Origin of the sequence: Prevotella sp. P3-122 (assembly GCF_002251365.1) — a bacterium.
Lineage (GTDB): Bacteria > Bacteroidota > Bacteroidia > Bacteroidales > Bacteroidaceae > Prevotella.
In genome coordinates this window covers 105,722-119,878 of the sequence record NZ_NPJH01000058.1, presented here as the reverse complement: position 1 = coordinate 119,878, position 14,157 = coordinate 105,722, and the positions used below count along the sequence as shown (strand labels likewise).

General features: G+C 54.1%; 13 protein-coding genes. 3 read left to right on the top strand and 10 right to left on the bottom strand.

Annotation, left to right across the window (positions count from 1 at the left end; translation table 11 throughout):
* Positions 1 to 631: 631 nt before the first annotated feature.
* A complete protein-coding gene (locus CIL02_RS10665) occupies positions 632 to 814 on the top strand; it encodes a hypothetical protein (RefSeq protein WP_094401578.1) in 183 nt (60 codons plus the stop codon).
* A gap of 51 nt (positions 815 to 865) precedes the next feature.
* Here the strand turns inward: CIL02_RS10665 and CIL02_RS10660 are convergent, their stop codons facing one another.
* Complete coding sequence (locus CIL02_RS10660) at positions 866 to 1,579, bottom strand: porin family protein (RefSeq protein WP_170935071.1); 714 nt, start codon at positions 1,577 to 1,579, stop codon at positions 866 to 868.
* A 138-nt stretch (positions 1,580 to 1,717) separates the two neighbouring features.
* Between CIL02_RS10660 and CIL02_RS10655 the strand changes: the two genes are divergently transcribed.
* Together CIL02_RS10655 and CIL02_RS10650 are read left to right on the top strand one after the other, a co-directional pair.
* Entirely contained in the window at positions 1,718 to 2,524 is an 807-nt protein-coding gene (locus CIL02_RS10655) for a DUF3822 family protein (protein ID WP_240513644.1), read from the top strand.
* Between the two features lie 14 nt (positions 2,525 to 2,538).
* Positions 2,539 to 3,108, top strand: a complete 570-nt coding sequence (locus CIL02_RS10650; protein ID WP_094401575.1) for an RsmD family RNA methyltransferase — start codon at positions 2,539 to 2,541, stop codon at positions 3,106 to 3,108.
* On the opposite strand, the gene cls is transcribed toward CIL02_RS10650, so the two are convergent.
* The 9 genes from cls to CIL02_RS10605 are packed head-to-tail and all read right to left on the bottom strand — an operon-like array spanning position 3,062 to position 13,990.
* Entirely contained in the window at positions 3,062 to 4,495 is a 1,434-nt protein-coding gene (gene cls / locus CIL02_RS10645) for a cardiolipin synthase (protein WP_094401573.1), read from the bottom strand. The two genes, CIL02_RS10650 and cls, sit on opposite strands and share 47 nt — an antisense overlap.
* 45 nt (positions 4,496 to 4,540) lie before the next feature.
* Entirely contained in the window at positions 4,541 to 5,125 is a 585-nt protein-coding gene (locus CIL02_RS10640; protein WP_094401594.1) for a radical SAM protein, read from the bottom strand.
* A 5-nt stretch (positions 5,126 to 5,130) separates the two neighbouring features.
* Positions 5,131 to 5,481, bottom strand: a complete 351-nt coding sequence (locus CIL02_RS10635) for a 6-carboxytetrahydropterin synthase (protein ID WP_094401572.1) — start codon at positions 5,479 to 5,481, stop codon at positions 5,131 to 5,133.
* Positions 5,482 to 5,525: 44 nt separating this feature from the next.
* Entirely contained in the window at positions 5,526 to 7,493 is a 1,968-nt protein-coding gene (gene dnaG / locus CIL02_RS10630) for a DNA primase (protein WP_094401570.1), read from the bottom strand.
* A 17-nt stretch (positions 7,494 to 7,510) separates the two neighbouring features.
* On the bottom strand, positions 7,511 to 9,169 hold the full coding sequence (locus CIL02_RS10625) for a rhamnogalacturonan acetylesterase (RefSeq protein WP_094401568.1): 1,659 nt from the start codon (positions 9,167 to 9,169) through the stop codon (positions 7,511 to 7,513).
* A gap of 58 nt (positions 9,170 to 9,227) precedes the next feature.
* On the bottom strand, positions 9,228 to 10,712 hold the full coding sequence (locus CIL02_RS10620; protein ID WP_094401567.1) for a DHHW family protein: 1,485 nt from the start codon (positions 10,710 to 10,712) through the stop codon (positions 9,228 to 9,230).
* Between the two features lie 29 nt (positions 10,713 to 10,741).
* Positions 10,742 to 11,746, bottom strand: coding sequence for a DHHW family protein (locus CIL02_RS10615; protein ID WP_170935070.1), 1,005 nt, complete (start codon positions 11,744 to 11,746; stop codon positions 10,742 to 10,744).
* 4 nt (positions 11,747 to 11,750) lie between these two features.
* On the bottom strand, positions 11,751 to 13,196 hold the full coding sequence (locus tag CIL02_RS10610; RefSeq protein ID WP_094401563.1) for an MBOAT family protein: 1,446 nt from the start codon (positions 13,194 to 13,196) through the stop codon (positions 11,751 to 11,753).
* An 11-nt stretch (positions 13,197 to 13,207) separates the two neighbouring features.
* Positions 13,208 to 13,990 carry an SGNH/GDSL hydrolase family protein gene (locus tag CIL02_RS10605; RefSeq protein WP_094401562.1) on the bottom strand — a complete coding sequence of 261 codons (783 nt, stop codon included), beginning with the start codon at positions 13,988 to 13,990 and terminating at the stop codon, positions 13,208 to 13,210.
* Between the last annotated feature and the right edge of the window lie 167 nt (positions 13,991 to 14,157).

Genomic DNA, 14,157 nt, shown 5'->3' with positions numbered 1-14,157 from the left:
GGCGTAAGGTTATTAACCTTATCGGCAATGATATATATATGCATAGACCACGCAACAATATATTGTCACTCGAGATATAGCATGAACCGCAAATATGAATACGCCACAGACAAGATTTATAACCTTAGCGGCAATGAAGGTAACAAATACAAAGCACACAGCTATAAATGGTAATCACTCGAAATGTCGGATGCCCCATAACTTCTCCTGACACACATTGGTGTGAGGAGATTTTTACCTGTATCATATTATTATCACACGTAGCTGCGGAGCCTCCCACAGCTACGTGTGATATTATTTATTTCATCCTGCTAAAACAGGCTGTTTTCATAACAGTACCCATTATATCGCTCAATACGGCACAGTTTTCACATTTGAAAAAGCCAATTCAGTTTAGTTAACGTTTTTTTGTTTGTAATTAAGGTGGTATATTTGCAACCGAAAGAGTTCTTTGACAGATTGAAACATTTGAAACATTTGAAACAAGAAACAATAAGGCTATATTTGTGGCAGTTTACCTTTATATATATAATATTATACATTATATATATAAATTATTATCAACATCAAAAGATGCTTATTGTTTCTTGTTTCAAATGTTTCGTTTTGGAGTAGTTAATAACATTAATCTATGGAACTAACAGTACGCATAGTCAGCGTCAGTGAACTGAAGGAGAGTACGTTCACGACACGTCAGGGAGAGACGAAACTTCTCTCAAAGAGGTTATTCATCATCAACGACGGCTACGACGAGATAGCCTGCGAGATGCTGGGCGACAAGGCAAAGACGTACGCAACGCCCCTTGCCATGTAGGCCATCTATGGCGGTATTGTGCTGATATTCGTCCCGACGTAAGGGTGTACATTACAGTCTACAGAGGTCAAACTTATAGCCGGCCGTGAACATTATCACCTTGTTCTTTCCGTCCGTTTGCTTGCACACATTCCTAAGTCCGATATTGTAGGATGCAGAGACAATGACATTGGAATATTCGTAAGCAACAGACAAAGGTATTGAGACATCGAAACTATTCAGCATCGACTTTCCCCACTCCTCTTCCGTAACCTCGCTTCTTGTTGTATACTCACGGCTGCCGTCCCGATAGACATTGAAAGCCGATGTCTCATATTTCATCTTGTTGTCCAGTATAAAGCCACACTGCACGCCTACTCCCACCGACAGTCCACGGGCCACATAACCTCTTACCATAAGTGGCACAGTAAGATAGTCTATGTTGTGATGGTTGTCGCTCATGCCCTCGTAGACATCATAGTCCTCAGTGCTCGTCACCTTATATTCACAATCGCCGTAACGGTATCCCTGGCGTGAGTAGCCGACTCCGAGGGAGACAGCACATTGGTCGGAAACCTGATATTGCGCATCAAGTCCGAAAACCAGACCAGCCTTCGACTTCGACTTCAGGGCGATGTCTCCCTGTACAAAAAGCTCATTTGATGTGACATTACTGATATTTGTGCCAACCTTGGGAATAATTGATAGCGTTCGGCTCTTACTTTGTCCACAGATGTTTAGACAAAACACGCAGGCCATGAGCATAACAGTTACAGTTCTCTTCATAATCATATAAGTTTTTGTTTATACAATATGAACGCTACACCAGCTCCATTATTGCATCATACAACGTTTTTATCGCCACAGGCCAAGTTTATGAAAAAAAATGTGTAATTTTGCATCAGAAACCATCATACACCAGCAATGCAGGCAAACACATCCACACGCAAACCACGCATCAGCATCAGAGTAGGCAGCAACTCTCTATGTTTCGCCACCCCCGACGGCACGCTCGACCAGCTTGTCGCTTTCGAGCCGTACATCATCAAGAGCGGAGTGTCCATGGCCGCAAACCTAAGGCAGGCTTTCAAGACGAGCGACATACTGCAACGTGACAACGACAGGGCATTGGTGATAGCCGATTCGAGGGTGCTGACGGTACCTGCCGAGGAGTACGACGAGAAGAATGCCGACATACTCTATCGTCACTGTTTCTGCGACACCAACGGCGAGACCGTGATGGCCTGTGCCCTGCCGTCGCTGAACGCCATGGCCCTGTATGGCATAAACAGCGACCTGAAGATGGTAGTCGAGGACCACTACCGTGATGTGCGCTTCATGCCTCTCGTGGTGCCGGTATGCAACTACCTGCACAGGCGAAGCCTTACGGGCAGCAGGCGGAAGCTGTATGGCTATTTCCACGACGGCAAGCTGGAGACAGCATGCTTCGACAAGACAAGGCTGAAATTCTACAACCAGTTCGAGGCTCAGTACTCGCGTGATGCCGCCTACTACCTGCTCTACGTATGGAAGCAGCTGGCTCTCGACAGCACGGAGGACGAGATGTTCCTGTGTGGAGAAATACCAGACCGGCAATGGGTTATCACAGCGATGAGGAACTATCTGCACAAGGTATATGCCATCAATCCGGCGGCTGACTTCAACCGTGCTCCTGTAACCAAGATTGCGGGCATGCCCATGGACACCATGCTCACATACTTAGACATTTAAGAATTTCAAGGACCATGAGAATAATCACAGGAAAATACAAGGGGCGCCACTTCGACATTCCACGCTCGTTCAAGGCACGCCCGACAACAGACTTTGCCAAGGAGAACCTCTTCAATGTCCTTGCCTCGCTCACCGACTTCGACGGGGCAACAGCCCTTGACCTTTTTGCCGGCACGGGCAGCATATCGCTGGAACTGCTGTCGCGGGGCTGCTCGCAGGTGGTCAGCGTAGAGGCCGACCGCGACCATGCGACATTCATCAGACAGTGCATGACCAAGATTGGGACTACTGGCAATATTCTTATCAGGGGTGACGTCTTCAGGTTCCTGAAGTCCTGCCATCAGAAATTCAACTTCATTTTTGCAGACCCTCCCTATGCCCTTGCCGACATCGACGCTCTGCCCGACCTCGTGCTGGGACGCGGCCTGCTGAAGCCCGGTGCCATAATGGTGCTGGAACACGGCAAGGGCAACAGCTTCCAGGATCATCCAAGGCTCATAGACCACAGGGTATATGGCAGCGTCAACTTCTCCATCTTTAGAGAAGAGGACTCAGCAGACGCACTAGCGACTCCCACAACCTGAGCAGGAAGCGGCCTATGCCGACACGGACTCCGCTGTCGGCAGCCTCCATGACGGTGCATTGCTCCATGTCGGCGACAAACAGTGCCTTCATCCTTAGGGCCATCTCGCGCTGGTAGAAGAAGATATTCGACTCGAAATTGTTCTCGAAACTGCGGAAATCGACATTCGTGGAACCGCACGTGGAGACGATATCGTCGGCAACGAGTATCTTGGAATGGTTGAATCCTCCGTCATACATATACACCTTGACTCCTGCCTCCAAAATCTCGGAGAGATAGGACTGCATGGCCCACTTCACGATGCGCGAGTCGGGCTGACGGGGTATCATAAGCCGCACGTCGACTCCCGATAGCGATGCCGTACACATAGCCAAGAGCACGTCGTCGGTAGGAAGAAAATATGGAGACTCCATATACACATACTCCTGCGCCTCAAGCAATATCCTGACATACCCCTGCATGATGTCCGGCCAGCGGGCTATGGGACTGCTGGTGACGACCTGCGCCAGACAGTCGTTGCTGACGGCACCATCGAGGACGGGATAGTAACGGCGGTCGGTGACAAGGGTGCGGTCGACAAAATACCAGTCGACGAGAAAGGCACGCTGTATGGCATACACGGCACCGCCACGCACCATGGTATGTGTGTCGCGCCACGGCTGCCCGTGCTGCCCCCTGACATAGCGGTCGGCAATGTTCATGCCTCCAATGAACCCCACCCTGCCGTCAACGACGCACAGCTTACGGTGGTTGCGGTAGTTGACCTTGCTGGTGAAGGCGGGAAACTTCACGGGCATGAAAGCGTGGACGTCAATACCCTCGGTGCGCATGCGCTCGTAGAAGGCGCCACTGACATGCCAGTTGCCCACATCGTCGTATATCACCCTAACCTCCACTCCCTGACGCGCCTTGTCGACGAGCACGTCTGCGACAATGTTGCCAAGGGCGTCGTCCTCGAAAATGTATGACTCCAGGTGTATATGCTGCGTGGCCTTGGACAGCTCGGCAAGCAACGCCGGAAAAAATTCGTAGCCCGACGTGAAGAGCGTCACCTCGTTGTCCTTGAACGGCAGGGCGGTAGCCTGATTGTAGAAAAGACGTATGAGCTGGCGGCACCGGTCTGGCACGACGAGGTTGCGCTGCTCTACAAACTCTAGCATCGACCGCTTGGTGAGCTGGTCCATGCTGTGCTGGCTGATGAGCTTCTCCTTGCGCGTGTTCTGCCCGAAGAAGAAGTAGAGCACGATGCCCACCATAGGCAGGAACGACAGCACCAGCAGCCACGCCAGCGTCTTGGCGGGCTGACGGTTGTCCATGAGCACCTTTACCATGGTCACGGCAACCACAAAGATGTAGACAAGCAATATTAGCCAGTGTACGTATATCATTATCTAAGAAATATATGCTTGACGGACTTCTCCATCACAGTCCGCTCACTTGAACCCCGCGAGCTTATGCGTCTGCAGGGACAGCCTCCACTGGGGGTTGAGCCTGACAAAGTCAACACACCGGGCTATAATCTCGGCATTGGCTGCTGCATCCCCTGTATCGCACGGCTGCACATACCTGTAGGTAGCCTCGATGTCAGCATCACACAAAATGCCGTCGGGGCCGAATATGCATTTCAGCTCGTCGCACCTGTCAACGGTCACCGGTGTCTTTGGCGACACCGTAAGCCAGTCGATGCTGGCAGGAGGCAGCATAGTGCCATTGGTCTCCATGGCTACTGTTCCGAAGCCTGCGCCATGGAAAGCGCCGACAAGAGCCTCGTCGGCCTGCAACGTCGGCTCGCCACCCGTGAGCACCACCATAGGCCTGACAGAGCCTGCTGGAACGAGAGCCTGCACACGCCCTACTATCTCCGCTGCGGTGAGCGTCTCGTAGCTTGTGAAATCAGTGTCGCAGAACGGGCATGCGAGATTGCATCCCGACAGTCTGACAAACACCGCCGCACGTCCTGCATTATGTCCCTCGCCCTGCAAGGAGTAGAAAATATCGTTTACCCTGTAAGTGCGCATTGATGTCATAAAATATCTTCCGTATCATCGGCGACATACATTGCCACGTTGCCCTCGGTCTCCTGCACCATCGCCTTATAGCAGCAGGGCACGGTCTCCGTAACCCATCGGGCGATGTTCTCGGCAGTAGGGTTGAACGGCAGCACATCGTTGAGGTTGGCATGGTCGAGGACATTCTGTATGCGTCGCTTCACCTCGGTGAAATCCACCACCATGCCGTCGGCATTGAGTTTCCTGGCCCGGCAGTATACCGTTATTATCCAGTTGTGGCCGTGCATGTTGGTACATTTGCTCTCGTAAGACAGGCATAGTCTGTGACATGCCGAAATCTCAATGGTTTTCTTTATATAGTACATCTTCCGTATTTATATTTCTTGTGCGTTGGCGGGGCAGCGGGTGCCTAAATTATGATGTTGCTTCCCAACTGCTTGGCCAGGCTGTTTCTAATCTCCTGCATCTGCTTGAACTCCTGCATGAGCTCCATCATGCGCTGTCTGTCGGCCGCGGCCGCCGCTATCTGCTGCTTGAGGTCCCTGAGCCGCTGTTCCACGTAGTCCATGCGGAAGTCGAGCAGCAGGTGGGTGGTCTGCTGTAGAAGAGCCTCCGTGCGCGACTCCTCCTTCCTCTTGACTTCCTCGGGCGTTATGTCCTGCATGGCGGGCTGGCTCTGCTCGGTGAGGTGGTATCTGTCCTCGCTCATCTCCGCCGCCACCCTTGCCACCTCTATGTCCTGATGGTGAAGGAAATAGTGCATGGCATTGAACTGAGGGTCGGCAGAATGGCTGACGGCCTCGTCGAGCATGCGGTTGAAAAGGGCATTGGAGAGCTGCAGTCCGTCGGCCCCAAGGTTGTAGTATATATATTGTGCGATATTGACATCGACGAGCTGTCCGTCGTCGGCCTCCACACCACGTAGCACGACATGCTCTCCATGCCTTACGAGCATCTGCGCGAGCATCCACTCCACCTTGCCCGACGCCTGCATGGATGGCTTCGTGACAATGGTGCTCTCCCGGGCTACGGGCGGCTGCTGCGTCTGGGGTGCTGGTCTCTGCTCCTGCCTGTCGCGTATGAGGCGGTTCATCTGGTTTATGAGGGTCGTCTCGTTGATGCCGAGACGCAGCGAGCATTTCTTGAGGTAGGTGTCGCGCAATATCTGGTTGGGTATTACGGATATGGAGCTTACTATCGAGCCTATGCCCTCGGCCCTCTTCTGTGGGTCTGCCTCACCGTCGAGCAGCAGTCTGGTCTTGAACTCAATGAAGTCTGTCTGATGGGCTGCTATGTAGTCTCTGAACTCTGCTGCTGTATGCTTTCGTGCGAAGCTGTCGGGGTCGTCGTTGTCGGGGAAGAGGAGCACCTTGAGGTTCATGCCCTCGGCAAGCAGCATGTCGGTACCCCTCATAGCCGCATGTATTCCTGCCGCGTCGCCGTCGTAGAGCAGCACGATGTTCGACGTGAAGCGGTGAAGGGTGTGTATCTGGTGCAGGGAGAGGGCGGTGCCGGAGTTGGCGACGACATTCTCGATGCCGCACTGATGGAGCGATAGCACGTCGGTATATCCCTCGACCATATACACGCAGTCTTCCTTGGCTATGGCCTTCTTGGCCTGATAGATGCCATACAGCTCACGGTCCTTGTGATAAATGTCGGAGTCGGGCGAGTTGACATATTTCTGCTGCACCCCCTTGGTGGCCGAGTCGAGTTTCCTGCCTCCGAACGCCACCACCTTTCCGCTCACTCCTATCCACGGGAACATCACTCTTCCGGCAAAGCGGTCGATGAGCTGGCCATGGTCGTTCTTGTAGCACAGTCCGACCTTGAGCAGATAGTCGGGGTTGTAGCCCTTGCCCACGGCTGCACTGGCCAGGGCCTGCCGGTCGCTGAGGTCGAAGCCCAGCTGGAACTTGCGTATGATGTCGTCGCGGAAGCCGCGCGAGCGGAAGTACTGCATGCCAATGGCCTTGCCGTCGGGATGGTCGTGAAGGGTCTGCTCGAAGTATTTTGCCGCCCAGTCGTTGACGATGAACATCGACTCCCTCTCGCTCTGCTCCTGCTGTTCCTCGGCCGTCAGCTCCCGCTCCTTTATCTCTATATGGTATTTCCTTGCCAGCCACCTGAGCGCCTCGGGATATGTCATCTGCTCGTGCTCCATGATGAAGCTCACGGCATTGCCGCCCTTGCCACAGCCGAAGCAATGGCAGGTGCCGCGTGCCGGCGACACCATGAACGACGGTGTCTTCTCGTTGTGGAAGGGGCATAATCCCTTGTAGTTCGCACCCGACTTCTTCAGGGTAACGAATTCCGACACCACGTCGACGATGTTTGCGGCATCCTTTATTCTCTCTACTGTCTGGCGGTCAATCATCTTGTTTGCTTATGTTGTCACTTTCCCTTCTTCAGGTATGCGGCCAGCGGACTGTTGATGTCGCGGAGCCCCTTGGCAACGCTCTGCGCGTTCATCCTGGCACCGGCGAGCGAGGTGTGCGTATGGTCGTTGTTGAAATACCTCGACGCTGCCTTCTTGCTCTTCTCCTCGCTCTTGCTTGCGAACTTGCGGTCGAGGAAGTCGGCAGAGATATTGTGTACGTCGAGGAAGTCAACGCCCGTCTGCTCCACCACCTCACGATACCATTTGCCGTAGGAGTCGTTGCGTCGCTCAACCTTTCCGTGCGGCCACTCGTTGCGTGGGGTCAGCGAGACGAGTATCGGCGTGGCGCCCTTCTCACGGCAGTCATCGATCATCTTCCTCAGATACCATCCGAAGCTGTATACCACCTCGTAGCGTCCGTCCTTCTCCATCTTGTAGACATGGCAGGTGTCGGCGGTGCCGGGGATTACGCCACGCTCCTTGGCGTCGGCGATGGGGCAGATGTCGTTGTGTCCGAACTGTAACAGCACGAAGTCACCAGGCTGCAGGGTGTTGTAGACCTGCTCCCAGCGTCCCTCCCGCACATAGCTGCGCGTACTGCGTCCAGCCTTTGCCACGTTGACGCAAGTCACCTTGTCCTGGTCGAAGACGGTGTATGCCTGCGAGCCCCATCCCCACATGCCGTCCTTGTCGCTGTCCTTGTTCTTCACCGTGGAGTCGCCAGTGATGAACACTATGGGCTTGCCTTTCTCCCTCGTCACCTGGACAACGGGCAACTGCACGCCCATCATCATGTCCTGCAGTGGCTTTAGGTCGGGATTGCGGCTTGCGGCAATGCCCTCGGCGGCAGAGCGCGCATTCATCTCCGCTCCGTAGGCGCTGGTGTGTATATGGTCGCCGAAGAAGTGGTACTGCTCCTTCCATTTGCTATAGCTGTCGAGCTTGCTGCCCGAAATCTCGTTGAGGTCGACGAATGGCACGCCCTCCTGTGCGGCCACGTATGCCGCCCACTCTGTCTGTGGCTTTCTGACAATTTTCCCTGTCTTCTCATCGTAAGCGTCGCGTGGGGTCAGCGACATCAGTATCGGGTGGGCGCCGGCCTCCCGGCACTCGGCGATATATTTTCTCAGATACCCGCCATAAGTATATACGGTCTCCTTCTCTCCGGTCTCCTTGATGGTGACGCAGAGCGAGTCGGTGCCCACGCCGGGTATCACGGCCCTGGCGCGTCCCTCGTTGTAGGGGCCATTGTCGTTGTGCCCAATGGATATTATCACCCAGTCGCCCTTCCTCAGAGCCTTTCTGACCATAGGCCACAGCTTGGTGTAGAAGGTGCGGGTGCTCATGCCGCCAAGCGCCTGGTTCTCGACGCTTATCTTGTTGGCATTGAAATATTTGCTGGCGAAGAAACCCCATCCCCACTGTCCGTTGGAGCCGTCGCCCTTGGTGCCGTTGCGCATGGTGGAGTTGCCGATGAGGAACAGCACGGGGTTGTCGCCCTTGCGGGTGGTACCTGGTTCCGGTCGCGACATCAGAGCCTTGGCTATGGAGTCAGGAGTGTTGTCGACAACCTTGTTCACATCCTCCACAGGGTCGGGGAGGTTGTCAAAGCCTTGAGCGGCAGCGAGCTGTGCCGCGGCGATAAATGCAATAGCAGATAGTAATCGTTTCATTTGTCTACAGGTATAAGATAAAACAGTGCAAATATACACATTTTTCTCTATTCACGGCTCAATTTTCCGATAAAATCGAATCCACCGCCTCTGGCTTGCTCTCTACGGCAGCTTCCGCCTTGCCTGCGGCGCTCTCCTCCTTGTGCTTGCGTGCCGTAGAGTCGGCTCGCTGCGGCTTGACCGGTGCCGACGGGAACGAGCCGTTGGCCTGTGTGAGGAACCGCATGTAGCGGCTGCATATCTTCTTGGAATAGGCGTTGAAGATATTGTTGGCAAACAGGATGTCGGTGATGGCATTGGCCTTCACGAAGTCGCGCATGTTCTTGGTGAAATAGCGGTAGTCGACAACATTTATTTCCTCGAACGAATAGAAAAGGTAGCCAGGCAAGGCATTGCCGAAGCTGTCCTTGAGAATCATCAGCCGCCTGCCATTGCGAGTGCCTGTCCTCACCTTCACAATTCTCATGTCGCTGCCCATGAAGGTGCAGTATGCTCCGCCGTTGCCGTCCTTGAACTTGTAGAAGAAAGGTCCGTTGACGGGCTTGCACTCGGCTACAATCTGGTAATCGTCATTGAGCTTGTAGTCGGTATATGTGGTGGTGTAGTCAATGCCATTGGGAACATAATAGACGAAATCCTCGGGGGCTCGCTTCAGCGAGATGTCTCCGGAATAGCCATACATGCTTCCGACAAAGCCCCTTACCACCTTGCGCGTGTAGCTCTCCAGCGTGCGGAACGGCACCTTGGCAACCTTGGCAAACTGCTGTGCTGCATAGTATGCGCCAAGCGGTGCCCAGTGGTGGTCGGTACGCAGGAAGATGTCCTCGCCGGCATGTTTCCCCAGAATGGTATAGACATCCACGGCATGAACGTCAGGTGCGAGGTGAGCATGTATGTTGTTGATGGTAAGCCTCTCCTCGTTAGAGCATTTGCGTGCCTTCTCGGGACAGTAGTAGTCTACGGCCGTGGGGATAACCATGCAGTATACGTTCACATTCTTCCCGAACGCCTTCTTGTATTCGTTGGCCGCCTGCGCATAGGCCACTCCTCCGTTGGGTCCTCCTCCATAAGCCATCAGCGCCCTGACCTTGTCGCCCTTGCCCACGATGATGATGCCCTTGTTGGCTATCTTCGCGTTCTCGTCGGCAAGCGGCCTGTCGGCAAACTTGCCCACGTTGCGCTCGCTCAGCTCCTCGTCCATGCCGTCGGCGTCATCTTCCTCCTCGTTTTCTGTCTCTGTTGCCGGAGAGGCGGAGGCATGGAAGGTCACGGCATCGTCGGTAGGTGCTATTGACAGCAAGTCTTTCTGCGTCATGCTCACGGACATGAAAAGGTCGCGGTAAGGCTCCGTATCGCTGAACCAAGAGTTGATGGCGGTGGTGTACTTGCCCGTCATCAGACTGTCGGCGGTAAAGGTGGGAAACGACGCCAGCTCACGTTTCTCCAGCTCGGAGTACCTGCTGCGCGGGAAGAAGTCGAATACCACTGCCAAAAAGAGGTAAACGGCCAGCATGACGGCTATGTATATGTTGTTCTGTTTCATTTAGTCAGCTCCTCAGGAATATTGTTATGTCACGACTTGCCGAGCATCTTCATCAGGGCTGTGCTTGTTGTCTGCGCATAGGCATGCTGGAGGTTGTTCACGAGAAGGATGTCGGTGATGTTGTTGTCCCTGACGTAGTCCACAATGTTGCGTGTGAAATATCGGAAATCAACGACATGGATGTCATCGAAGGCATCAAAGAGGTAGCCGGGCAGGGCATTGCCATAGCTGTCCTTGATGACGAGCAGGTTGCGCCCGGTCTCCGACTTCGTGGCGACATGCGTCGTGCGGGTATCGCCGCCCATGAATGTGCAGTATGCGCTGCTGCTGCCATCCTTGTAGCTGATGAAGAAGGGCCCCTGGAAAGGCGCCGTTATCCCCGTCACCTTGCGGTTGCGGCCCATATTGTGGCCTATATATGTGGTAATGTATGATGAGTCCTGTGGCACATAGTATACGAACTCCTCGGGGTCATTCTTTACCGCCGGGTCCTTGGAATAATAGTACATGCTGCCAACGAAGTCGCGCACCACCTTGCGCTCGTAGTTGGCAAGTGGGGAAAAGCATACCCCAGCCACACGAGCGAACTCCCCGGCTGCGTAATAGGCTCCAAGGGGCGACCAGTGGTGGTCGGTACGGGCATAGATGGGCTCACCGGCATGTGCCTGAAGAACGGAGTACACATCGATGGCATGGACGGCAGGCGACAGCGAGGCGTATATATTGTCAATGACCGGCTTCTCGGCCACAGTCCAAGTCCTTGCCTCCTCGGGGCAATAGAACTCCACGGCTGTGGGGATGACCATGCAGTAGACATTCACATCTGCAGGCATGGCATCACGGTAGCTGTTGACAGCCCCGGCATACCACGTGCCTCCCGACGCATGGCCGCTGAACGGCTCCAACGCCCGTATATGCTCACCGTCGTCGACAACGATGATGCCACGGGCTGTCCTACGGATGCTTACCGAGGGGGCGGCAACAGCCGCGGCGGCCATTGTCACGGCCAATATTATTGTTACTATTCTCATCATAATCCTAAAATCTCGTATATATGAACGCATTGTTGGTGGCTCCAACAAGAAGTGACACACTCAGAAACAGAAGCACGCACGACACGACAAGCCTCATGGCAAGCACCAGATTGCGGCGCAGCAGGGTGTTGGCGGGGAACAGCCGGGCAAAACGCCGCGACACGAAGTCGTAGACGGGAAGCGAGAACAACACTCCCGACACCCACAACCAGAAATTGCCGAACAGGGCACTCTCTACCGTGAAGTCATGCAGTTCGGAAGCATTGCCCGCAAAGGCTGTGAAGAACGCCGTCATGCGCCCGAAGTCGTCGAAGTAGAATATGCCCCACCCCACGACAACCAGCAGCAGGCTGTAGACATGGAGCAGCACCGATGGTATGCGGTCGCGCACGCGCAGCAGGGTGTACTTCTCCAAAGTCACGATGATGCCGAAATAGAGGCCCCAGATGACGAAGTTCCAGCTTGCGCCATGCCATAGTCCCGTGAGGAACCACACCACAAGAATGTTGGCCACCTGATGACGGCGGTTGCCGCCTAAGGGGATGTAAACATAATCGCGGAAGAAGCTGCCAAGCGACATGTGCCAGCGGCGCCAGAAATCGGTTATCGACGTGCAGCAATAGGGATGTGCGAAGTTCTCTGCGAAGCGGAAGCCCAGGCAACGGCCAAGTCCTATAGCCATGTCGCTGTAGCCGGAGAAGTCGAAGAATATCTGGAACGTAAAGGCGAGTATGCCTACCCATGCGCCCGAAGTGGACAAGTCGTTGAGACCGCCCGCCAGGAACTGGTCGGCTATCTCCGAGAACTGATTGGCGAGGATAACCTTCTTGCCCAGTCCGATGAAGAAACGGTAGATGCCCTCGACAAGGTCGAAGCGCATGATGGTTCGCTCCCTAATCTGCAGGGCGACAATGTCGTAGCGGACGATAGGACCGGCAATGAGCTGAGGGAACATGGATATGTAGAGCAGCAGGTCGGCATAGCGGCGCTGGGCCGGAGCCTCCTTGCGGTAGACATCGACAAGGTAGGATATGGACTGGAAAGTATAGAAGCTGATGCCTATCGGAAGCGAGATGCGCGGCACGGCAACAGGCATTCCGAGGTCGGCAAGGGTCTGGGCTATAAAAGAGGCATACTTGAACACACCCAATATCAGGACGTTGACAGCCAGTCCAGCCACCAGGGCTGCCCTGTTGCGTCCCTGGCCACGGTCTATGGCCAGTCCTGCCCAGTAGTTGGCAAGCACGCTCAACAGCATGAGGAAGACATAGACCGGCTCGCCCCAGGCATAGAAAATGAGCGAGAATGCCACAAGAACCGCATTGCGGCAGGTTGCTCTCGCTGGCATGCCGTCAGCCTGCAGCCGTCTGTCAGCATATGAGGCCAGCATGTAGCTGAGCATGAAAAGTGGCAGAAATACGAATATGAAGAAAAGGTCAGAAAAAACCATTGTTGTCTGTGTTATTTGTCGCTTATGTTATCTATCGCCCGTGCTATGTACTCTCCTATGCACCGCGCACCCTCGGTGTTGGTGTGGTTGCCGTCGTATGTGTACGTACGGTGCCGTCTCTCCGTGTCTGCTTTCACACATCCGTCGGTGTCGAGACGTATGACGGGCAGTCCTATTCTTTGACCACAGTCGGCAATAATGGCTGAGACGGCGGCTATGGCGTCAGATCCCGCGCTCACCGACTGCATGGGCGTAATCAGGACGATGCGCGATGAGGGCAGCTCGCGCATAAGGATGTCACAAGCCAGCCGTACGGATGATGCCAGGGTGACGGCCTCCGACGCACAGGCAGGCAACGTCCTGCTGAAGGCCTCGTCAGCAGTTTCTGACAAGGCGTAGGGGCGCTTGGTGCAAAACCACGCATCATTGGTGCCTGCCATGACAACAACAAGCTCCGGCATGGGCTGCACGCCTGTTCTTACGGCATCGACAAGCCGATATATCTGATTGTAGATAACATTGTTGTCAGAGATGGTCTCCGAATAGCCCGTGATATCCCTCACCGTACTTGGAGTATTAGTCCATGTGGCACCGCTGCGCGCATAGCTCACGCATGTGGCAGGATGGTAGCAGCTACAGAACCACCAGCTCCATCCCCTCCTGTTGTCGCAGCTGTCTCCGCCAAGCCATGTGTTGGAGTCGCCCAGCAGCACAACATCATTGCCGTCGTGCGTGCCGGCCCTGCTGGAGGCTATGGCAACGAGAAGCAATAATATGGCAAGAACTCTTCTCATCTGTTATTCTTTTGAGCCGACAAAGGTAGCTCAAACAAATGACATGACAAAGAAAAACCACATCATTTTTGGGATGAAATTTAGCCGACTTGACTATTTAACTCGTTAACACACAATAAAACGGGACAAAAAGCGGTTAATTTTCCATAAAGAGGAGTAACTTTAGA

Bases quoted from the DNA above. Each gene is read 5' to 3' on its own strand.
- CIL02_RS10665 (WP_094401578.1), top strand. From the start codon at position 632: ATGGAACTAACAGTACGCATAGTCAGCGTCAGTGAACTGAAGGAGAGT.
- CIL02_RS10610 (WP_094401563.1), bottom strand. From the start codon at position 13,196: ATGGTTTTTTCTGACCTTTTCTTCATATTCGTATTTCTGCCACTTTTC.
- CIL02_RS10615 (WP_170935070.1), bottom strand. From the start codon at position 11,746: ATGATGAGAATAGTAACAATAATATTGGCCGTGACAATGGCCGCCGCG.
- CIL02_RS10620 (WP_094401567.1), bottom strand. From the start codon at position 10,712: ATGAAACAGAACAACATATACATAGCCGTCATGCTGGCCGTTTACCTC.
- CIL02_RS10625 (WP_094401568.1), bottom strand. From the start codon at position 9,169: ATGAAACGATTACTATCTGCTATTGCATTTATCGCCGCGGCACAGCTC.
- CIL02_RS10635 (WP_094401572.1), bottom strand. From the start codon at position 5,481: ATGTACTATATAAAGAAAACCATTGAGATTTCGGCATGTCACAGACTA.
- cls (WP_094401573.1), bottom strand. From the start codon at position 4,495: ATGATATACGTACACTGGCTAATATTGCTTGTCTACATCTTTGTGGTT.
- dnaG (WP_094401570.1), bottom strand. From the start codon at position 7,493: ATGATTGACCGCCAGACAGTAGAGAGAATAAAGGATGCCGCAAACATC.
- CIL02_RS10640 (WP_094401594.1), bottom strand. From the start codon at position 5,125: ATGCGCACTTACAGGGTAAACGATATTTTCTACTCCTTGCAGGGCGAG.
- CIL02_RS10650 (WP_094401575.1), top strand. From the start codon at position 2,539: ATGAGAATAATCACAGGAAAATACAAGGGGCGCCACTTCGACATTCCA.
- CIL02_RS10660 (WP_170935071.1), bottom strand. From the start codon at position 1,579: ATGAAGAGAACTGTAACTGTTATGCTCATGGCCTGCGTGTTTTGTCTA.
- CIL02_RS10655 (WP_240513644.1), top strand. From the start codon at position 1,718: ATGCAGGCAAACACATCCACACGCAAACCACGCATCAGCATCAGAGTA.
- CIL02_RS10605 (WP_094401562.1), bottom strand. From the start codon at position 13,990: ATGAGAAGAGTTCTTGCCATATTATTGCTTCTCGTTGCCATAGCCTCC.